At 45.2% G+C, this 20,664-nt stretch carries 15 protein-coding genes; 8 read left to right on the top strand and 7 right to left on the bottom strand.

Going from position 1 to position 20,664, the window contains the following annotated elements; genetic code table 11:
• Positions 1–82: 82 nt before the first annotated feature.
• A complete protein-coding gene (rsmB, locus tag NDN13_RS14260; protein WP_251115928.1) occupies positions 83–1,390 on the bottom strand; it encodes a 16S rRNA (cytosine(967)-C(5))-methyltransferase RsmB in 1,308 nt (435 codons plus the stop codon).
• The gene (fmt, locus tag NDN13_RS14255) at positions 1,387–2,349 is read right to left on the bottom strand and encodes a methionyl-tRNA formyltransferase (RefSeq protein WP_101236159.1); all 963 of its coding nucleotides are present in this window, start codon (positions 2,347–2,349) and stop codon (positions 1,387–1,389) included. Before fmt ends, rsmB begins: the two co-directional genes overlap by 4 nt.
• 209 nt (positions 2,350–2,558) lie before the next feature.
• Here fmt and ilvD point away from each other — a divergent pair, with 209 nt between their 5' ends.
• The 3 genes from ilvD to NDN13_RS14240 all read left to right on the top strand — a co-directional run bounded on the left by ilvD (position 2,559) and on the right by NDN13_RS14240 (position 6,634).
• Positions 2,559–4,388: a dihydroxy-acid dehydratase gene (gene ilvD, locus NDN13_RS14250; RefSeq protein ID WP_251115927.1), complete on the top strand. Its 1,830-nt coding sequence runs from the start codon at positions 2,559–2,561 to the stop codon at positions 4,386–4,388.
• A 143-nt stretch (positions 4,389–4,531) separates the two neighbouring features.
• Positions 4,532–5,821: a hypothetical protein gene (locus NDN13_RS14245; RefSeq protein ID WP_251115926.1), complete on the top strand. Its 1,290-nt coding sequence runs from the start codon at positions 4,532–4,534 to the stop codon at positions 5,819–5,821.
• 81 nt (positions 5,822–5,902) lie between these two features.
• Positions 5,903–6,634, top strand: a complete 732-nt coding sequence (locus tag NDN13_RS14240) for a sulfite exporter TauE/SafE family protein (protein WP_251115925.1) — start codon at positions 5,903–5,905, stop codon at positions 6,632–6,634.
• A 12-nt stretch (positions 6,635–6,646) separates the two neighbouring features.
• Here the strand turns inward: NDN13_RS14240 and NDN13_RS14235 are convergent, their stop codons facing one another.
• Both NDN13_RS14235 and NDN13_RS14230 read right to left on the bottom strand, forming a co-directional pair.
• Entirely contained in the window at positions 6,647–7,537 is an 891-nt protein-coding gene (locus tag NDN13_RS14235) for a LysR family transcriptional regulator (RefSeq protein WP_101236156.1), read from the bottom strand.
• A gap of 106 nt (positions 7,538–7,643) precedes the next feature.
• Positions 7,644–8,546 (bottom strand): LysR family transcriptional regulator, encoded by a 903-nt coding sequence (locus NDN13_RS14230; RefSeq protein ID WP_251115924.1) that lies wholly within the window; start codon positions 8,544–8,546, stop codon positions 7,644–7,646.
• A 123-nt stretch (positions 8,547–8,669) separates the two neighbouring features.
• On the opposite strand from NDN13_RS14230, the gene NDN13_RS14225 reads away from it, so the two are divergent.
• Complete coding sequence (locus NDN13_RS14225; RefSeq protein ID WP_251115923.1) at positions 8,670–9,416, top strand: SDR family oxidoreductase; 747 nt, start codon at positions 8,670–8,672, stop codon at positions 9,414–9,416.
• A gap of 54 nt (positions 9,417–9,470) precedes the next feature.
• On the opposite strand, the gene NDN13_RS14220 is transcribed toward NDN13_RS14225, so the two are convergent.
• From NDN13_RS14220 to NDN13_RS14210, 3 genes are all read right to left on the bottom strand, one after another.
• Positions 9,471–10,766 carry a solute carrier family 23 protein gene (locus NDN13_RS14220; protein ID WP_004803411.1) on the bottom strand — a complete coding sequence of 432 codons (1,296 nt, stop codon included), beginning with the start codon at positions 10,764–10,766 and terminating at the stop codon, positions 9,471–9,473.
• A gap of 309 nt (positions 10,767–11,075) precedes the next feature.
• Positions 11,076–13,757: a phosphoenolpyruvate carboxylase gene (ppc, locus tag NDN13_RS14215; RefSeq protein ID WP_251115922.1), complete on the bottom strand. Its 2,682-nt coding sequence runs from the start codon at positions 13,755–13,757 to the stop codon at positions 11,076–11,078.
• A gap of 84 nt (positions 13,758–13,841) precedes the next feature.
• Positions 13,842–14,465 (bottom strand): TetR/AcrR family transcriptional regulator, encoded by a 624-nt coding sequence (locus tag NDN13_RS14210; protein ID WP_251115921.1) that lies wholly within the window; start codon positions 14,463–14,465, stop codon positions 13,842–13,844.
• Positions 14,466–14,616: 151 nt separating this feature from the next.
• On the opposite strand from NDN13_RS14210, the gene NDN13_RS14205 reads away from it, so the two are divergent.
• From NDN13_RS14205 to dnaJ, 4 genes are all read left to right on the top strand, one after another.
• A complete protein-coding gene (locus tag NDN13_RS14205; RefSeq protein WP_251115920.1) occupies positions 14,617–15,717 on the top strand; it encodes an efflux RND transporter periplasmic adaptor subunit in 1,101 nt (366 codons plus the stop codon).
• 2 nt (positions 15,718–15,719) lie between these two features.
• Entirely contained in the window at positions 15,720–18,848 is a 3,129-nt protein-coding gene (locus NDN13_RS14200) for an efflux RND transporter permease subunit (RefSeq protein WP_251115919.1), read from the top strand.
• 132 nt (positions 18,849–18,980) lie between these two features.
• A complete protein-coding gene (locus NDN13_RS14195) occupies positions 18,981–19,358 on the top strand; it encodes a hypothetical protein (RefSeq protein ID WP_251115918.1) in 378 nt (125 codons plus the stop codon).
• 145 nt (positions 19,359–19,503) lie between these two features.
• Positions 19,504–20,619, top strand: coding sequence for a molecular chaperone DnaJ (gene dnaJ / locus NDN13_RS14190; RefSeq protein WP_004656932.1), 1,116 nt, complete (start codon positions 19,504–19,506; stop codon positions 20,617–20,619).
• The last annotated feature ends 45 nt before the right edge of the window (positions 20,620–20,664 follow it).

Below are 20,664 nucleotides of genomic sequence, written 5' to 3'. Positions count from 1 at the left end.
GATATTATTTTAAACATAGACTGAAATATTGACAATATTAGATAAAAAAGCAGGCTTTAAAGCCTGCTTTTTTATTTTTGATTTATCCCAATTTTTTAATCAGGCAATAATAGAAACCATCACCAGCGTGGGCAGAAGGGAACAGCTGACGACCATGGGTCTGTTCAACGCCCCAATTGGCTTCGATTTTGATTTCTTCTGCATCCGTATGTGCTGCAAAGAATGCAGCCATTTGCTGCTCATTTTCAGCTTTTAGAATCGAGCAGGTGATATACAGTAAAGTGCCGCCCACTTTAAGCTGTTGCCACATCTGCTGCAAAATCTGCTGTTGTAACGTAACCGTTTGCGCGATATCGGTCGACTGTCTAAGCAGACGAATATCGGGGTGGCGACGAATCACACCTGTTGCAGAACAAGGCGCATCCAGCACGATACAATCGACGGGCTCTGGTGCCTGCCACGTGGTGGCATCAGCTGTAATAATCTCAACATTGTCCTGATCTAGGGCAAGACGTTCTAAATTTTCAGAAACACGCAGTAAACGTTTGGCATCATGATCAAGTGCAATCAATTTTTTAGGATGAAAGCGCTCAAGGATATGTGCGGCTTTACCACCCGGTGCAGCACAAGCATCGACAACAACTTTATTATCTAAGTTCGGTAAAAGCGTGGCGCACAATTGTGCATGCTCATCCTGAACAGAAAAACCGCCTGCTTCAAAACCGGGTAAATGGGTAATATTGCCCGTTTGTTCCAGAACAATACCCACATCTGAAAGTGTGCAAGGACGAGCATCAATCTGTTCTTCGTCCAAAATCTCTAAATATTCGTTACGACTGACTTGGCGTTCGTTGATGCGCAGGGTCAATGGCGCGACTTGTTTTAAGGCTTGGCATAGCGGCTCTACTTGCTCAGGCCAATCTTTTTTGAGTCGTTTGAATAACCAACTTGGTAAACCATGGGTATGATTCAATGCGGTTTGAAATTCATCTGTTTCACGTGAAACACGGCGCAGAATCGCATTGACCAAACCACTCATTGGCTCGAAACCGAGTTGCTTAGCCGCATTTACAGTTTCTGAAATCGCAGCATGCACTGGAATACGCGTACATAAAATTTGATATAAACCCAGATATAAACAACTTTCTAGGGCTTCATTGTCTAATGGTTTTGTGAGCAAGGGTAAGGTAATGGCTTTTAACGAATACCATTGGCGCAAACAACCTAACGTAAGCTCGTGGTATAAACCACGGTCACGTTCAGAAACGATATTGATATGTTGATTTAAAACGGAAGACAAAGATTGCCCATTTTGAACCGCCAAAAGTGTTTTGACCACTTGCGCACGCAGATTCAAATTTTTTGTAGATGATTGATTCGATTGGCTCATGGGAGAATTTGTCCAATATGCAATTTTTGAGTTTGAGCAATTTGTACTGGATTGAGGGCTTTAGCACCTGGCCATTGTAAGCTGGTTAAGCACACTGCAGTATTTTCGCCACAAGCAACATGCACGCCTTGTTTATCAATGGCAAGGATTTCACCAGCTTGTGCATCGGTTTTGCTCAGTTGTGAAAGTGTAGAACCCCAAACACGTAAGGCATTGTTTTCATCGAGCTGAATAAACGCGACTGGCCAAGGGTTAAAGGCACGAATATTACGGTCGATTTGAACTGCATTTACAGTCCAATCGATACGCGCTTCGGCTTTCACTAATTTGTGCGCATAAACGGTCAGTGCTTCATCTTGTACTTCACGTTTTTCAATAAAATCCTGCAAGCTTTGTTCGGATTCAAGCACAGTACAAATCGCTTCTGCGCCTTGAACCGCCAATTTGTCATGCAAGCTGGCCGTGGTATCTTCCGCAGTAATTGGGCAATAGGTTTTATACATCATATCGCCAGTATCTAAACCAGCCGCCATTTGCATGATGGTAATGCCCGTTTCAGCATCCCCTGTGGCAATGGCACGTTGAATCGGGGCAGCACCACGCCAGCGTGGTAACAGTGAACCATGAATATTTAAACAACCGTATTTCGGTGTATCCAAAACCGCTTGCGGTAAAATCAAGCCATAGGCTGCAACCACCATCACATCTGCGCCTAGTGCAGCAAGCTCTTGTCGAGCGGCCAAACCTTCTTCCGTAGACGCTTTAAAATTCAAAGGTTGATAAACGGGTAAACCGTGTTCAAGTGCCAATTGTTTAACAGGCGATGGCGTTAATTTTTGCCCACGTCCTGATTTACGGTCAGGTTGGGTATAAACCGCAATGATCTGGTGGGATGTTTTTAATAATGCCGCCAATGCGGTTGCCGCAAATTCAGGCGTACCAGCAAAAATGATTTTCACAAATGGAATCCAAATAAAACTTATCTCAAATTATAAGCGAAAACGCGGCGAGTCCCTAATTCACGGACTGAATTGCTTTTGTGCAAAAAAGATAGGCCTGTTGGTCATCTGTTAAACGATAACTTGTAGTATGATGCAAAGAGCTCAGTATCATTTCGCCAGAGAGAAAGTCTTATTTTTCTCGAGCACACACTTGTTGGGAATACAAAATGCCTGATTATCGTTCGAAAACATCAACACATGGAAGAAATATGGCGGGCGCGCGCGGTTTATGGCGTGCAACCGGTATGAAAGATGAAGATTTTGGCAAGCCAATTATTGCGGTGGTCAACTCATTTACCCAGTTTGTTCCCGGTCACGTGCATCTTAAAGATTTAGGTCAACTTGTTGCGAGAGAAATTGAAGCTTCTGGTGGTGTGGCAAAAGAATTTAATACCATTGCTGTCGATGACGGCATTGCCATGGGCCATGACGGGATGCTGTATTCACTGCCATCACGTGATTTGATTGCCGATTCTGTGGAATACATGGTCAATGCCCATTGTGCCGATGCCATGGTCTGTATCTCGAACTGTGACAAGATCACACCGGGAATGCTAATGGCTGCGATGCGCTTGAATATCCCAGTGGTATTCGTGTCTGGTGGTCCAATGGAAGCGGGTAAAGTCAAATTCCGTGGTGATGAAAAGGCGATTGACTTGGTTGATGCCATGGTGGTTGCAGCAGACGAAAGCTACACCGATGAAGAAGTTGCTGCGTTTGAACGCTCAGCATGTCCGACGTGTGGTTCATGTTCAGGGATGTTCACGGCCAACTCAATGAACTGCTTAACTGAAGCTTTAGGTTTATCTTTACCAGGCAATGGTTCGATCGTGGCGACCCATGCCAACCGTGAAAAACTGTTCTTAAGAGCAGGTCGTTTAGTGGTTGAACTGGCGAAACGTTATTATGAACAGAATGATGACAGCATTTTGCCACGTTCAATTGCAACCAAAGCCGCATTTGAAAATGCCATGACGCTTGATATCGCGATGGGTGGTTCAACCAATACCGTATTGCATTTACTTGCTGCCGCACATGAAGCTGAAGTTGATTTCACGATGGATGATATCGACCGCCTGTCTCGTCAAGTACCGGTATTGTCAAAAGTTGCCCCAGCAAAACAAGACGTGCATATGGAAGATGTGCACCGTGCGGGTGGCATCATGGCGATCTTAGGCGAGCTAGATCGTGCGAATTTACTGAATACCTCATGCCCAACCGTGCATGAACCAACCCTAAAAGATGCATTGGACAAGTGGGATATTATCCGTACTGAAGATGCGGACGTGTATGAGTTCTATCGTTCATCTCCAGGTGGTATTCCAACCCAAGTGGCATTCTCGCAAAACCGTTATTATTCAACTTTGGATGGTGACCGTGAAAAAGGCGTGATTCGTAATGCTGAACATGCTTTCTCTAAAGATGGTGGTTTGGCCGTCCTTTACGGCAACATCGCTCTAGATGGCTGTATCGTCAAAACTGCGGGTGTGGATGAGTCGATTCTTAAATTCACTGGTACAGCACGTGTTTTTGAAAGCCAAGACGCAGCGGTTGAAGCGATTCTGGATCATAAAATCGTAGCGGGTGACATTGTGGTGATTCGCTACGAAGGCCCACGTGGTGGACCAGGGATGCAGGAAATGTTGTACCCAACCAGTTACTTGAAGTCGAAAGGCTTAGGTAAGGACTGTGCCTTGATTACCGATGGTCGCTTCTCGGGCGGATCATCTGGTTTGTCGATTGGTCACGTGTCTCCTGAAGCAGCTGAAGGTGGTGCCATTGGTCTGGTTGAAGATGGTGATACCATTCAAATCGATATTCCGAATCGTACCATTCATCTTGATATCGACGATGCAACCATGGCGCATCGCCGTACCGTTCAAGAAGCCAAAGGTTGGCATCCAGCAGAAGAACGTAAACGTAAAGTGTCTAAGTCATTGAAGATTTACGCAATACATTCGACCAGCGCAGCCAAAGGCGCAGTACGAGTTTTGTAATCCCTTTCAGTCCCTCTTTCAATTAAGGGGGACTTTTTTGTTATTTTATAAGATACTGAACAGACTTATTGACTCACTTGTTCCAACCCAAGTTTGAGTATATCGATTCATATTTCACTTTATGACCATTAGAGGCTATCGACATGTCTTTGTTACGTCGTTGGTTTGATCCCCTCCGATCGAGTTGGTTCTATCAGAAACCTTCACGTCAGGCGGTGTTACCCACGGAACAGGGTTTAAGCATTTACCTGCGTCTAGACGATGTTTATAGCTATCTTGCGGTACAACAACTGGATCAGCTCAATGAAATCTTGAGTGATGAGTTGAAACCTCTAAAAGTAATTATTTCGAGGCAGGACGCAGAGCCTCCGAATGGCATGTCCACGCAGGAATGGCTCAGTTACTGTTTAAATGATGCCAAGATTCTTGCCAAGCAACATCGTTTTGGCTTTGATGACACCCCAGAAATTCCCAGCGCAGAAGCATTACAACAAGCTGAAACCATTCTTCGAAACACCCCCTTACGTGAACAGAACTTCTTACATTTACTGGAAGATGTGTTCCATATGCTGTGGCAACAACAATACGGCAAATTACGTACCCTGTATGCCATGGCCAGTCGGCACCAAAGCCCTCAAGATTATCCTGAACGCATTTTTAAAGATGTGCCCGTTGCCGCCAGCTATTTCGAATTTGGTGAACGGAAATATCAAGCGGTCGATGATTTATTGCGTTTGACTCGTCGTCTAAAACAGCAAAAATTGCTGACGGGAAATCCAATTTTCCTGATTAATCATATCGAATGGCGCGAGCATTTGATTAATGATGGTGAGGCGCTCAATGAAGTGCAGGCCATGCATCCCGAGCTAGATTTATATATCGCGCTTGAAGATCCCATGAGCTGGTTATTATTGGCCTATATCAAAGAAGAACTGGCCAATTATTATAATATTCAGTTGAAAGTCTATCCGCTGAGTTATCACGGGCGGGATTGGTTTGATTGGAGTTTGGCAACACGTGTTTCCAAGCGAACACAAGTGGCATTTACGCCGTTCTGCCGTCCGACCAAGGAAGCGACGTATGAGATGGCACGACTGTTTTATAGTGTGCCTGAAGAACAGCAAGTCGATTGTATCCACCAGATTTTTGAAGGGGTGTGGACACGGGGTAAAGACCTATCATTTAAAGCCCATTTTCAGCGCATGCAAAAGCGTTTAGAGATCGAGCACATCACTGAACAGGATGTCGAAGCTTTATTGCAGCAGAACGATGAACTGTGTCAGCAAAAGCATCAGCCTGATTTTCCAGTGTTAGAATTGCGTATTGACGGGCAAAGTTATGTGTTTAACAGCCTGTATCGGGTCTGGATGATTGAAAGCATTATCAGCAATGTGTTGGAAGATAAATATAGAATCGCCTCAAGCTCTGCCTGAGGCCTACTCCCAAAAATAAGAATAGGGCAAACTTGGCTTTTTTTCGTAGCATAACTCCGATGCAAGATCGGAGATTCGGATGTGACTTTTTTAGCAATTATTGTAATGGTATTTATCTTTGCGGGCATGATTAAAGGCATGATCGGCTTAGGTTTACCTGCGGTCTCCATGGGACTACTGACGATTGCCATGAGTCCATTTCAGGCTGCATCCCTGCTGATCGTTCCGTCCATGATCACCAATATCTGGCAGCTGTTTGCTGAGGGGCGGGTCTGGACTTTTGTATGCCGCTTTTGGTCTTTGTTGCTTGGGATTGTGGTTGGATCGGTCTGGAGTTTTTTACCCACTTTAAGCCAAAGTCATGGCCAAAGCAGTGAAATTCTATTGGGTACGATGCTGATACTGTACGGGCTTTATGGTTTATGCGTTAAGAATCTGCCTCACTTGGGCAAATATGAGCGCTGGCTCTCACCTGTGGTCGGTTATATCGGTGGGGCGGTGACCGTAGCAACAGGTGTGGTGATTATTCCCGTAGTGCCTTATTTACAGTCTTTGCATTTAAAACGGGATGAGCTGGTTCAGGCTTTGGGCTTGACCTTTACCGTGTCCACCATTTGCCTCGCCGTATTTTTACAGCATAACCCGATGGCAGGCATCACTCTGGATTATCGCCTATCCATCGTGGCTTTGATCGCGGCTTTAATAGGTATGTGGTTGGGTAAAAAAATCCGCTATCAATTGAATGAGCAACGCTTCCGCCGCCTATTTTTTATGGGCTTGGTCGCATTAGGTGCGTATATGCTATCGCATTAATTGGGGGCTGAACTAAGGACGATGTTGCAATAAAAAATCTGCAAACTGTTGATAAGTTTCGGGCAATTGGCTGAAATCCTGCGTTGCCAACAGCAGTTTCCGATTGGCCCATGCACCCATGAGTTGTACGGTGTGGAAATCATAGTCGGGTTCTAAACGCTGTGCAGCACGGGCAGGCATAATCGCGATGCCGACGCCTTTTGCCACTACTTCAGCAATCGCAGCGAAATTAGGCAAACGCAAACGGTATTGGATATTAAAACCGAGCAACTTGGCTTGGGTTTCGATGGATTGCTGCAAAGAATGATGCGGCATCAATCCAATAAAACCATAGTTTAGGGCCTCGACCAAATTCAATTGTTTGTGTTGGGCGAGAGCATGTGAGGCTGGGCAAATCAGCACCAAGGGATCACTGGCAAATTCTTGGGTCTGCAATGGGCGAATATCAAAGAAACTGGAAACCAAGCCGAGTTTGGCCATGCCTTTGCCGAGCGCCGCAATAATCTCTGAACTTTCAGCTTCATGCAGATCGATATTGATGTCAGGATGGCGCATCAGATATTGCGGTAACAGCGGTGGCAGATATTCACTTTGTGCAGAGGAGTTGCACCACAGGGTTATGGATTCGGGTTGTTGCTGCCGAAAGCGTTGCATCTCTTGTTCAAGTTGGTCTTTTTGTCGGAGCAAACGTCGTGCATGTTCGGCTAAGGCATGGCCTGCACTGGTGAGCTCAACACCCGTGGTGTGTCGAATGAATAAAGGCGTATCGAAATATTGTTCAAGTTTTTTGATGCGTTCACTGGCTGCTTGCAAGGAAATTGCAGAACGTTCCGCCCCTTTGGTCAGACTGCCTGTAGTGACGATATGCAGAAATAGCTGTAAATCAAAAAAATCAAAACGCATGATGTCAACGCATTGAAATGCAAAAAATCATCATACTAAACATCACTTAAATAAAGATAGTGGACTTAAGTGCAGCAAAAACTGTTTTTGGTGAGGGGCGAAGCGTTTAAGCCTGATCCAAAGGATGATCTTTAAACAACTGTACCATCCATTCAATAAATACCCGTTGTCGAGGTGAAACCCGTGTTTTTGAGGGGTAAAGCAAAGAAACGGGTAAAGAAGGAACAGTGTATTGGGTTAACACAGGGCACAGCTGACCATTTTCGATTTGCTTTAAATGACCATAACGTGGCACCTGAATAATACCAAAGCCTTGTTCTGCCGCAGCAGAGTAGGTCTGTGCCCCATTGACTTGAATCAAGGAGGTGAGGTCATAAAACTCAACTTTATCGTGAATCAAAAACGCTAAGGGAAGCGTTTTTTGTCGTGCTGTGGAGTGGAAGCCCACCATAAAATGCTGTTTTAAATCACTTAGTGTATTCGGAGTACCATAGTTTTTGAGGTATTCAGGACTCGCGAGAGTGACTTGCGGGATCAGCCCCAAAGGTCTGACCACCAGTTCACTATTATTTAAATGACCAATCCGAATCACACAGTCGATGCCTTCTTTAATCAGATCAACATAGCGATCACTTTCAGTTAGTTGTAATTGAATTTGTGGATATTCGCTGAGAAACTGATGTAGTTTGGGCAGAATAAAATGCGCAGCAAAGATACCGTGAACTTCGACCTTTAAGGGACCTTGCGGTTTGGCATGTAAAAAATCATGATCTGATTCATCAATATAAGCCAGAATATATTTACAGCGTTGATAGTACAGATGGCCTTCATCGGTCGGATTCACTTGTCGTGTGGTCCGAAATAGTAGGCGGGTATTCAACTGCATTTCCAACTGTTTAATCGCATCTGTCAGGGTCGAGCGCGGTAAGTTCAGGATCTGTGCTGCTTTGGTAAAACTTCGCTGCTCAACCACATGTACGAATGCCGACATTGCATTTAACTTGTCCATAGGCTTGATTCTTTTGTTCGGCCTATCCGTATAAAGAAGCCGAAATTTGATGGATTATCTTGTTCTCACTGAACAGTATCATAGATCGTATTCCGTGATAAGTTGAGTTGGACGAGGTTAAAAATGAATACGCCAGCAAATGATAAAAAAGTGATTTTGATTACAGGCGCATCCCGAGGTATAGGTGCTTTTACCGCGACCTTATTGGCACAGCAAGGCCATCAAATCGTGATTAATTATGCGCGCAATGATTTAGAAGCAAATCAGCTGGTCGAAAAAATTACAGCTGCGGGTGGGACAGCAAGCGCATTTAAAGCAGATATCAGCCAGTCGCATCAGGTTGAGCAGCTATTTGAATATGTCATTCAACACTACGGGCGAGTGGATATTCTGATTAATAATGCGGGCATCATGTGCTTGCAAAAAATTGAAGCTTTAGATGATGAAACCATTGAAAAGGTTTTAGCGATTAATTTAAAAGGCAGCTTATATAGCATGCGAGAGGCGGCGAAACGACTTGAGCAAGGTGGAAAAATTATCAATCTGTCCAGTAGCGTGATTGGTATGAAACTGGAAGGGTATGGTATTTATACCGCATCTAAAGCAGCCATCGAAGCTTTGACCGCTATCCTTGCCAAAGAATTAAGAGGCAAAAATATTACGGTTAATGCAATTGCACCTGGGCCAACAGCGACGGAGCTATTTTTTGAGGGCAAGAGCGAAGCATTGATTGCACAGTTGGCCAAAGCAGCTCCTTTAGAGCGTTTAGGTACAGTGGAAGATATTGCTGCGGTGCTTGATTTTGCCGTGAGTGATGCCAGTAACTGGATCAATGCACAAGTGATTAGAGCCAATGGTGGCATTATCTAGGAGTGGCATCTTTCTCAAAATAAAAAAAAGGCAGCTTGCGCTGCCTTCAAGGTTTTAGTTTTTATCTTTTAAACTGAATAACAGGTTCAGGAAAATCGCAGCAAAAGTTGCGGTTCCAATACCACCTAAATTAAAGCTACCAAATAACAATTCAAAGTTACCTGCACCTAAAATAATGGTGACAGAGGCAATGATCAGATTTTTATTGTTTGAGAAATCGACTTTGTTTTCGATCCAGATTTTCGCACCGGCAATGGTAATCAAGCCAAACACCACAATCGAAGCACCTGTCAGAACTGCGGTTGGAATGGTACTGATGACTGCGCCAAACTTAGGCGAAAGCCCCAAGAAAATAGCAAACACACCAGCGATCACGAATACAATTGTCGAATAGACACGGGTCACTGCCATTACACCAATGTTTTCCCCATAAGTGGTCATCCCTGGTGCACCGACACTGCCCGATAAGGTTGTGGCCAAACCATCGGCAACAAAAGCTTTGCCCAATTGCGGAGTCAGGTTTTCGCCAGTCATTGCACCCACAGCTTTGATATGTCCCAGATTCTCTGCCACTAAAATCAGAGCCACAGGGGCAATAATTAGGATTGCATTTAAATCAAAAGTTGGATGTGAAAAGCTTGGAATACCAAACCATGGCGCTGCTGCGATTTGGGAGAAATCAATCGGTTTGCCATAGCCTAAAACATTGGTTGCAATGGCATAAAGCGCATAGGCAATCAGTAAGCCAACGAGTAACAATAAACGCTGTAATAGCCCTTTGGTAAAGACTGCAATGATGCCCATACTCAATACCGTGATGAGTGCCATCCACATCTCAAACGGTTGACCGGCAACCCCTTTAATGGTGACAGGTGCAAGGTTGAGACCAATGATCATCACGATCGCGCCAGTGACGACGGGTGGCATCAGTTTTTCAATCCAGCGTGTACCTGTCAGCATCACCGCAAAACCGATCAAGGCATAAAAAATACCACAGGCGACGATCCCGCCAAGTGCAACCGAAAGGTTAGGATTGGCCCCAGAGCCCGTGATATGTCCTGTTGCCGCCGCAACTACACCGATAAAGGCAAAACTTGAACCTAAATAGCTTGGTACGCGTCCACCAGTGATCAGGAAGAAAATAATGGTACAAATCCCTGACATTAAGATGGCAAGGTTTGGGCTAAAACCCATTAATAAGGGTGCAAGAACCGTTGCACCAAACATTGCAAATGCGTGTTGAACCCCGAGCACCGCACTTTGTAAGGGCGGTAAATATTCATTTGTCGCAACAGGGCGATGATCGATCTTCCCCTGATACGGCTGCCATTTTGGAAACCAACTTGACATAAATTAGACTCATTATGTGATATCAGCGCGTATGATACCCTGTCTTAAAACGAGCTTTCACCTATAAGCCATTGAGAATATTGCCAGAACAGGCATTACGGGTTTGTATTTTTACCTTTTGGTAAAATTTGTTTCAAAATAAGCTAGCGGTTTTATTATTTATTTTTGTGCTGATGCTTTGAAAAGTTAACTCTTTTATTTTCAAAATATTTTTTGAATTTTTTCTGTTTTTAAAATTTAGATGGCATATTTTGCCAGTCTCGCCATCAACAGTCATGATTTCTTTCGATGGCGAGGCTGGCGTTCGACTTAACCTGTATTACGCAGACCTGCGGCAATCCCCGCAATACTGACCATCAAGGCATGATCGACAGGGCTGTGTTCGGTTTGGTGTTCAGCCAGATATAAACGACGACGTTTCATCAACTCCGCTTGTAATAAATGCAGTGGCAATAAATACGGCTTACGCACCTGCATGGATTGATCTAAAACTTCATTGTTGCTGAGCAGTTTAGATTCACCCTTTAAGCTCAGCAGGGTATCCACCGCATTTTGCAGACGCTGGCGTAACTCCACGCCAAGCACCTTTAAGTCCTGATCTTGGGTCAGATGTGATTCATAATACAGGGCAATATCGGCATCAGATTTAGACAATACCATTTCCAACATATCAATCAGGGTTTGGAAATAAGGCCATTGTTCCAACATTTCATTCAAGGTGTTTTTATGCTGCTCATGCACCTGATTAATCGCCGTACCTGTACCTAACCAAGCAGGCAGCATCAAACGGATTTGGGTCCATGCAAACACCCATGGAATGGCACGCAGTGATTCAATACCGCCACTGACTTTACGTTTGGCTGGGCGTGAACCCAATGGCAGCATTTGCAGTTCCAGTTCTGGTGTAACTGTCCGTAGATAGCTGACAAAGTTTGGATTTTCACGCACAGTTTGACGATAGACCTTGACCGATAAATCAGTCATTTGATTCATCAAGTCACGCCATTGTTTTTTCGGTTCCGGTGGTGGGAGCAAAGTCGCTTCTAAAGTTGCAGCGGTATAGATTTCCAGATTTTGCAGCGCAATACCTTCTAGACCGAATTTGAAGCGAATCATCTCACCTTGTTCAGTCACTCGAATCGCACCTGAAATTGAGCCTGGTGGCTGCGAGAACAGGGCTTGTTGCGTTGGCGCACCACCACGACTGATTGAACCACCGCGACCATGAAACAAGGTCAATTGCACGCCATGTTGTTTGGCAATTGCAGTCAATTCTTCTTGGGCGCGGTATTGCGCCCAGTTGGCGGACATAAAGCCTGCATCTTTGGCAGAATCTGAATAGCCAATCATCACCTCATGTTTGCCTTGAATATGCTGTTTATACCAATGCATATTGAACAAGGTGGTCATGGTTTTGGCCGCGCCATCCAGATCTTTCAAGGTTTCAAATAAAGGCACGACGCGTAGCGGATGTTGAATCCCAGCTTCCTTTTGCAACAATAAAACTGCGAGCACATCACTTGGATATTCTGCCATCGAAATGATATAGGCACCCAAGCTCTCGGTTGGCTGTTCCGCCAAGGTACGCATGGTGGCAAATACTTCCAGTACGTCTGGATGCTGAATCAGGCTGCCTTCAGGTTCATTGAAGAACTTCGGTAATAATGGACGTTTGCTTTGCAGCTCTTGGATCAGGAAGTTTTGACGTGCTTGTTCTGTCCATGATTCAAAATTGCCAAGACCCAGATATTCAGTAATGGCAGAAATGGCCTGACGGTGACGGCCCGATTCTTGACGAATATCCAGCTTGAGCAGTTCTATGCCGAAACAGTTGACCCGATAAATGAAATCCAGCAATTGTCCATTGGCGATTTCGGCTAAGTTACTGTCAATCAACGAGCGATAGCAAAGCAGTAAAGGGGCTAATAGTTCATCTTTATCTTTGATGATATTGCTGTCATCGGCTTCAGCCCCTTGTAAGCGTTGTCCCAACCAATAGCGGGTGGCTTTTAAACGTTCACGGGTGTCGCGCAGATATTCACGATACGGTTCAGGGTGTTCATAGCCCAATGCCTGAGTCAGTTCTTCAGAACAACTTTGAATCGACAGTTCCCAACGCAGATTTTCAATATCACGCAAATACAAATCAGCAGCTTGCCAACGTGATAGCCACAGCACTTCTTGGGTGACTTGATGGGTGACATTTGGATTGCCATCGCGGTCACCGCCCATCCATGAAGCAAAACGGATCGGTGCAATGCTCAAAGGTAAGGCATGCTCACAATGCTGCTGCGTGAGTTCATTCAGTTCACGTACGAATTTCGGTACCGCATTCCAGAGCGACTGCTCGATGGTGGCAAAGCCCCATTTGGCTTCATCGACAGGAGTTGGACGATGCTGACGAATCTCATCGGTTTGCCATGCTGAGCTGACCAATTGCTTCAGTGTCGCGATGGTTTGTTGGCGTTCTCTTGGTGTCAGTTTTTGTTGATCTAACTGTGAAAGACAGTCGGTAATATCATCATATTTTTGAATCAGGGTACGCCGGCTGACCTCGGTTGGGTGTGCTGTCAGTACCAGTTCAATTTTTAAATCACAGATCTGTTGGAATAATTGCTGTGCATTGATTTGTTGGGTTTTGAATTTTTCGAATAAATGTGGCAGCGGGTTTGGGCTAGGCGCGTGCTCATCGAACTCGGCCTGACGACGGCTACGCACCACATGATATTGTTCAGCAATATTGGCGAAGTTCAGAAAATGTGAGAATGCGCGGGTCAGCGGCAAAATCTCTTCATCTTTTAAACCGAGAAACAATTGTTCGAGCTGTTTTTCTGCTTCGATCTGGCCGTCACGTGCACCTTTGGCTAATGCGCGAATTTGCTCAATCTGATTAAACAAATCTTGCCCAGCATGTTGCTTTAAGGTCTCTCCAAGTAAATTGCCCAGTAAGCGGACATCTTCACGTAGTGGAGCAGTGATTTGCTGAATCATTCTAATTCTCCTGTTGTTCTCACTCGACTATAGCGCGATTGAGAGACATTCCAAGAGCAGAACGTAAAAAAATGTGAATATTCTCTAAATTATTGGTTGATATTTAAGCATAAAAATTTCGATGGCCTGTTCAATCATCTGATTGATTTCAGTTGCGCTGGGCACAGGGGCTAAACCCAGTAATACTTGTTGATGACGGATACCCAACATCAGCGAGATGATCAGCTCCGTTTGCTTTAGTGGCGCATCTGCCTGAATAAATTTAAAGGCGATGGCTTGCTCAAAAAAATCACACCAGACATGACACATGCGGGTATGTGAGGCATCAAAAAACTGTTGGGTTAAGGGACTTTGTTCTGCTGCCAATTCAAACAGCAGGCAATCCAGCTTCAGCGCTTCAGGCAGATAAATAATACTTAATGCACGCTGACACATAAGCACCAGTGCCTGTTTAAAATCAGCGTCTGCGGTCAGTTCAATCTGTTTGGTTCGAATCGATTCTTCACAGCTTTCTTCAATCGCACAGATAAATAGATTGCCCTTATCTTGGAAGTGGTTATACACCGTGAGTTTGGTCACCCCCGCTTCTTTGGCAATCTGATTCATATTGGTGGCGTGATAGCCCATTTTTAAAAAAATAGATTTTGCAGCCTGTAAAATCTTGGCTCTTTTTTCTAAATCTTTAGGGCGACCACTGTTGATTTGCACGTTACCGTTCTCTTTTAATTAATTTAAAAATCAAAATTCTAGCTTTAATTTTTAATTAGTGTACTCATGGGTATATTAATTAAAAAATAAACAATCTATGATAATGCTCATATCACGCCTTAAAAATCAATTTGAATAAGAGCGCAAAGAGATGAATCAGATCAATCGTATCATATTGGGGTTACTCATTGTCAGTAGTGTACTCCTCAGCGCCTGTCAAAAAGAGGTGCCGAAGACAGAGGAAATTCCCTATGTCATGGTAACTCAGCCCAGTCGCAATCATGTCGATCAAAAAAGCTATGCAGGGGATGTGCAAGCGCGACAGCAAACTGCTTTGGCCTTCCGGGTCGGGGGACAGATTACTGAACGTTATGTTGATGTCGGTGATCGGGTTAAAGTGGGACAAGTGCTGGCAAAACTGGATGTCAAAGATGCGCAATTGCAAATGAATGCAGCCAAGGCCCAGCTACAGAGTGCAGAGGCTGCGGCAAAAATTGCGGCTCAAGAATATCAGCGTTATCAGCAATTACTCCCTGTGAATGCAGTAAGCCGTTCACAATTTGATGCGGTCAAGAATCAATATGAATCTGCTCAAGCAAGCCTGCAACAAGCACGTTCTAATTATGAAGTGTCTTCTAATCAAACGGGTTATAACCAGCTGATCTCCAATAAAAATGGGGTGATTACCCAACGTCAGATTGAGATTGGGCAAGTGCTGGCCGCAGGACAAGCCGCTTATCAATTGGCGATTGATGGTGAGCGCGAAGTGGTGTTCGGGGTACCTGAACAGGCGGTCAGTACCATTAAGGTCGGACAACCGGCATGGGTCACTTTATGGTCGCAACCTGATGCACGTTTTGCTGCCAAAGTCCGTGAAGTCTCTCCAGCAGCAGATCAATCACGTACTTTCACGGTTAAGGTCTCTTTGCTCGAAGGCCAGTCCAGTATCCAGTTAGGGCAAAGTGCACGGGTGTTCTTTGTGGCACAAGACAATAATGTTTTGAGCGTGCCTTTATCCAGTGTCACCGCCAATGAGCAACAAGCCTATGTTTGGGTGGTGAATGCCAATCAAAGCATTCGTAAAGTCCCTGTGACTCTGGGCAGTTATGGACGTGATAGTGTGCCAGTTGTATCTGGTTTAAAAGCAACGGATTGGGTGGTGGTTGGCGGGGTGCACTTATTGCGTGACCAGCAAAAAATTCATCCAGTTGACCGTGATAATCGCGATGTCACCGTCAAAACGGGAGGTTAAACATGAAATTTAACCTTTCCGAATGGGCACTCAAAAATAAGGGCATTATCCTTTATTTTATGCTGTTGCTCGGCATCGTGGGCATCATGTCCTATTCCAAATTGTCGCAAAGTGAAGATCCGCCATTTACCTTTAAAGTGATGGTGGTACAGACCTATTGGCCTGGCGCAACCGCCAAAGAAGTCTCAACACTGGTGACGGATCGAATTGAAAAAGAATTGATGACCACGGGGCAGTATGACCGCATCATGGCCTATTCACGGCCGGGTGAGTCTTTGGTGACCTTTGTCGCGAAAGACAGTTTGCCGTCAAGTGCTATTCCTGACGTTTGGTACAACGTGCGCAAGAAGGTCAATGATATCCGCTCGCAGTTGCCGAGTGGCGTACAAGGGCCTTTTTTCAATGATGAGTTTGGGGACACCTTTGGCAATATCTATGTGCTGACAGGCAAAGACTTTGACTATGCGGTGATGAAAGAATATGCCGATCGTTTGCAACTGCAGTTGCAACGGGTCAAAGATGTCAACAAGGTCAATCTGGTGGGTCTGCAAGATCAGAAAATCTGGATTGAATTATCAAATACCAAAGCGGTACAACTGGGTGTACCAGTTACAGCCATTCAGGAAGCGATTCAAAAGCAAAATGACATGGCCGGTGCGGGGTTCTTTGAAACCGGTACGGACCGTATTCAAATCCGTGTCAGTGGGCATTTGCATAGTGTCGAAGACCTGAAAAAGATGCCATTGCTGGTCGGTGATAAAACCATTCAACTGGGCGATGTTGCAGATGTTTATCGTGGCTTTAGTGAACCGGCGCAACCCCGTATGCGCTTTATGGGGGAGAACGGGATCGGGATTGCGGTCTCGATGCGCAAAGGTGGTGACATCATTGCGCTGGGTAAAAATCTGGAAACCGAATTTAATCGTCTACAAAAAACCTTACCCTTGGGCATGAAACTGCAAAAAGTTTCGGATCAGCCGGTTGCGGTACAACGCAGTATTCAAGAGTTCTTAAAAGTCTTGGCCGAAGCCGTGATCATTGTGTTATTGGTCAGCTTCTTCTCGCTGGGTTTCCGTACTGGTTTGGTGGTGGCGCTGTCTATTCCACTGGTATTGGCGATGACTTTTGCAGGCATGAATCTGTTTGATGTAGGGCTGCATAAGATTTCCTTGGGGGCATTGATTCTGGCCTTAGGGTTGCTGGTCGATGATGCCATTATCGCCGTGGAAATGATGGCGATTAAAATGGAGCAGGGCTATAGTCGATTAAAAGCCGCAGGCTTTGCGTGGCAAACTACGGCTTTCCCGATGTTGACAGGGACTCTCATTACCGCCGCCGGATTTTTGCCGATTGCCACCGCTCAATCAGGGACAGGTGAATACACCCGTTCTATTTTCCAAGTAGTGACCATTGCGCTGATCGTGTCATGGATCGCAGCGGTGTTGTTTGTGCCGTATTTGGGTGAAAAACTCTTGCCCGATTTCACCAAACAGCAGCAACAAGCGGCATGGTATGTCCGTCTTTGGGCAAGATTGCGCAAGCAACCTGCGCCTGTGGTGGAAGCGCATGCTCAGCATCATGACCCCTATCAATCCAAGTTTTATCAATCTTTCCGTCATGTGGTAGAAGTCTGTATTACCTATCGCAAAACCGTGATTGCAGTAACCGTAGGCATCTTTGTGTTGTCGGTGGCGATGTTTAAACTGGTGCCGCAACAATTCTTCCCGCCATCGAATCGTGCAGAAATTTTGGTGGACTTAAAGCTGGAAGAGGGTGCATCTCTGACCGCAACTGAACAAGCGGTGCATAAAGTAGAGCAGTTCCTGTCTACGCAAAAGGGCATTGATAACTATGTGGCCTATGTCGGTACAGGCTCACCACGTTTTTATTTACCACTCGATCAGCAATTACCTCAGGCCAGCTTTGCCCAGTTTGTGGTGTTGGCTTCCTCCCTAGATGATCGGGATGAAATCCGCCGTTCTCTGGATAAGCAGATCAAGCAATTATTGCCGCAAGTGCGGACAAGGGTGTCGTTATTGGAAAATGGTCCACCGGTGGGTTATCCATTGCAGTATCGTATCTCGGGTGAAGACCTCGGCACTGTACGTCAATGGGCTCAGAAAGTGGCCAAAGTCCTGAGTGAAGACCCAAATACCACCAATGTCCATTTGGATTGGGGTGAGCCGAGCAAAATCATTGCGATCGAAATTGACCAAGACCGTGCGCGTCAAATGGGTGTGTCCAGTGTCGATTTAGCCAACTTCCTCAATGCTTCGGTAACGGGGGCGGTGATGAATCAATATCGCGAAAAACGGGAGTTGATTGAAATCCGTTTGCGTGGTGATAAATCGGAACGTGTTGAAGTCGCATCTTTAGCGAGTTTGGCGGTGCCAACCAGTAAAGGCACAACAGTTCCGTTGGCGCAAATTGCCAATATTGAATCCCGCTTTGAAGAAGGTCTGATTTGGCATCGTAATCGTTTGCCAACCATTACCGTTCGTGCCGATATTCGCACGCATTTACAACCTGCAACCGTGGTTCAGCAGTTAGCAGATCAAATGCAGACGCTTCGTGCAGACTTGCCAAGTGGTTATTTGCTTGAAGTTGGGGGGACGGTTGAGGAGTCAGCGAAAGGGCAGAATTCAGTCAATGCAGGTATGCCATTATTCTTGGCTGTGGTGATGACTTTATTGATGATTCAATTGCGCAGTATGTCGCGGGCAACCATTGTCTTGCTCACTGCACCCTTAGGTTTGATTGGTGTGGTGGCATTCCTGTTGCTGTTCAATAAACCCTTTGGTTTCGTCGCCATGTTGGGCACCATTGCCCTGTCAGGGATGATCATGCGTAACTCGCTGATTTTGATTGACCAGATTGAACAGGACATTCAGGCGGGGCATGAACCGTGGGAGGCCGTGATAGGTGCAACCATGCGCCGTTTCCGTCCGATCGTGTTAACAGCACTGGCGGCAGTACTGGCCATGATCCCTTTATCACGCAGTATTTTCTTTGGTCCGATGGCGGTTGCGATTATGGGTGGCTTGATTGTTGCCACCTTATTAACCCTATTTTTCCTGCCTGCGCTTTATGCGGCATGGTTTAAGGTTAAAAAAACAACACAACTATCGTAATTATTTTGTGAATAAAGGTGCGAAACATTGAAAATTTCAATATAGTAGCACCTATATTTTAAGACCAAAAAATAATTGAATTTCATAGCATGACAAATTTTGCACGATGCTGTGAATGAGGTGATATAAAGCATGGGGCAAGACAATATTGAGCAGCATCGCCGCTACGTGGCGATTTCTTATGTGTTCATGTTTCTTGCATTATTTACAATAGTGTTTGCGGTGTTTGCATACCTATTAGCAAAAAAAGTTGCGATTGTGGATAATGCCGAAGTATGGATACATGCGCATGCACTCTGGATTATGCGTAATGTGCTGTTATTTTTATTGATGGCTTTCTTCGCAGCGCTATGGTTTATTCCCCTGTTCTTTTTTGCTTGGAACAGCGCACTCTGGGTCACCGCGATGACGGTTGCTGGGGTGGTGTTTAGTTCAATTGCATGGTTGTTCTTATTAAATGCATGGTTAAAAGGGATTGCCAAGTACTTTAAGAATAAAGCCGTTTTTTAAATTTATGGCTTTTTTATTGCAATAACCCTTGTAAATTTATCGTACAGCCCCTATTAAGGCTCTGTTGACTTTTTTATTACCGAAGTCAGCAGAGCCTATTTGTTTTTTTAGATTTAAATAAATTCCGTGAGGAGCATCGCCAACCATGGCTAAACGTGATTATTATGAGGTTTTAGGCGTTTCGAAAACCGCAAGTGATGATGAGATCAAAAAAGCCTATCGTAAGTTGGCGATGAAGTATCATCCAGACCGTAACCCGGACAACGCTGAAGCAGAAGAAAAGTTCAAAGAAGCGGCAGAAGCTTATGAAGTGCTTTCTGATGAAGAAAAGCGCAGCATGTATGACCGCGCTGGGCACAGTGCCTTTGAAGGTGGCTTCGGTGGCGCAGGTGGTGGTTTCGGTGGTTTTAGCGCAGAAGACATTTTCAGTCAGTTTGGCGATATTTTTGGTGGTGCATTTGGTGGCGGTGGCCGTCAGCAACAACGTCAACGCCGTGGTTCAGACCTCCGTTATGTGATGGAACTGACGCTTGAAGAAGCGGTCAAAGGTGTGAAAAAAACCATTACCTTTACTGCGCCAGCGCCATGTGAAACCTGTGATGGCAAAGGATCTAAAAATCCGAACGATGTTGAAACCTGTCGTACCTGTCATGGTGCGGGTCAAGTGCGTATGCAACAAGGTTTCTTCTCAGTTCAGCAAACCTGTAGTACCTGTCGTGGTCAAGGTAAAATCATCAAGAATCCATGTAGCAGCTGCCATGGTTCAGGTGTTGCAGATCGTCAGCAAACCCTTGAAGTCACCATTCCTGCAGGCGTGGACAATGGTGACCGCGTACGCTTAACTGGTAAAGGTGAAGCGATTCGTGATGGTCAAGCGGGTGACTTATACGTTGAAGTGGTGGTTCGTGAACACGAAGTCTTCCAACGTGATGGTGCAGATCTGTATATGGATGTGCCTGTCAGCATTGCAGATGCAGCTTTAGGGAAGGAAATTGAAATTCCGACCCTTGATGGCCGTGTCAGCTTAAAAATTCCAGAAGGAACGCAAACGGGTAAATTATTCCGCTTACGCGGCAAAGGCGTTCGTCCTGTACGTAGCAGCATGGTTGGCGATCTATTGTGCCGTATCGTGGTCGAAACCCCTGTGAATTTAAACAGTCGCCAACGTGAATTATTGAAAGAATTACAAGCTTCATTTGATGGTGATGGCCATGCTGCATCGCCAAAGAAAAAATCGTTCTTTGATCGTCTATTTGACTAATTAGACATCAATAAAAAAACCTGCTGCGGCAGGTTTTTTTATTGG

The organism is Acinetobacter sp. C32I (assembly GCF_023702715.1).
In the GTDB taxonomy this organism is placed as follows: Bacteria; Pseudomonadota; Gammaproteobacteria; order Pseudomonadales; family Moraxellaceae; genus Acinetobacter.
The sequence above is the reverse complement of the archived record's forward strand: the minus strand, read 5'-3'. Positions and strand labels throughout refer to the sequence as shown.

Excerpts from the sequence above, each read along its gene's own strand:
- rsmB (WP_251115928.1), bottom strand. The coding sequence starts at position 1,390 with ATGAGCCAATCGAATCAATCATCTACAAAAAATTTGAATCTGCGTGCG.
- ilvD (WP_251115927.1), top strand. The coding sequence starts at position 2,559 with ATGCCTGATTATCGTTCGAAAACATCAACACATGGAAGAAATATGGCG.
- NDN13_RS14245 (WP_251115926.1), top strand. The coding sequence starts at position 4,532 with ATGTCTTTGTTACGTCGTTGGTTTGATCCCCTCCGATCGAGTTGGTTC.
- NDN13_RS14235 (WP_101236156.1), bottom strand. The coding sequence starts at position 7,537 with ATGCGTTTTGATTTTTTTGATTTACAGCTATTTCTGCATATCGTCACT.
- NDN13_RS14230 (WP_251115924.1), bottom strand. The coding sequence starts at position 8,546 with ATGGACAAGTTAAATGCAATGTCGGCATTCGTACATGTGGTTGAGCAG.
- NDN13_RS14225 (WP_251115923.1), top strand. The coding sequence starts at position 8,670 with ATGAATACGCCAGCAAATGATAAAAAAGTGATTTTGATTACAGGCGCA.
- NDN13_RS14220 (WP_004803411.1), bottom strand. The coding sequence starts at position 10,766 with ATGTCAAGTTGGTTTCCAAAATGGCAGCCGTATCAGGGGAAGATCGAT.
- ppc (WP_251115922.1), bottom strand. The coding sequence starts at position 13,757 with ATGATTCAGCAAATCACTGCTCCACTACGTGAAGATGTCCGCTTACTG.
- NDN13_RS14205 (WP_251115920.1), top strand. The coding sequence starts at position 14,617 with ATGAATCAGATCAATCGTATCATATTGGGGTTACTCATTGTCAGTAGT.
- NDN13_RS14200 (WP_251115919.1), top strand. The coding sequence starts at position 15,720 with ATGAAATTTAACCTTTCCGAATGGGCACTCAAAAATAAGGGCATTATC.
- NDN13_RS14195 (WP_251115918.1), top strand. The coding sequence starts at position 18,981 with ATGGGGCAAGACAATATTGAGCAGCATCGCCGCTACGTGGCGATTTCT.
- dnaJ (WP_004656932.1), top strand. The coding sequence starts at position 19,504 with ATGGCTAAACGTGATTATTATGAGGTTTTAGGCGTTTCGAAAACCGCA.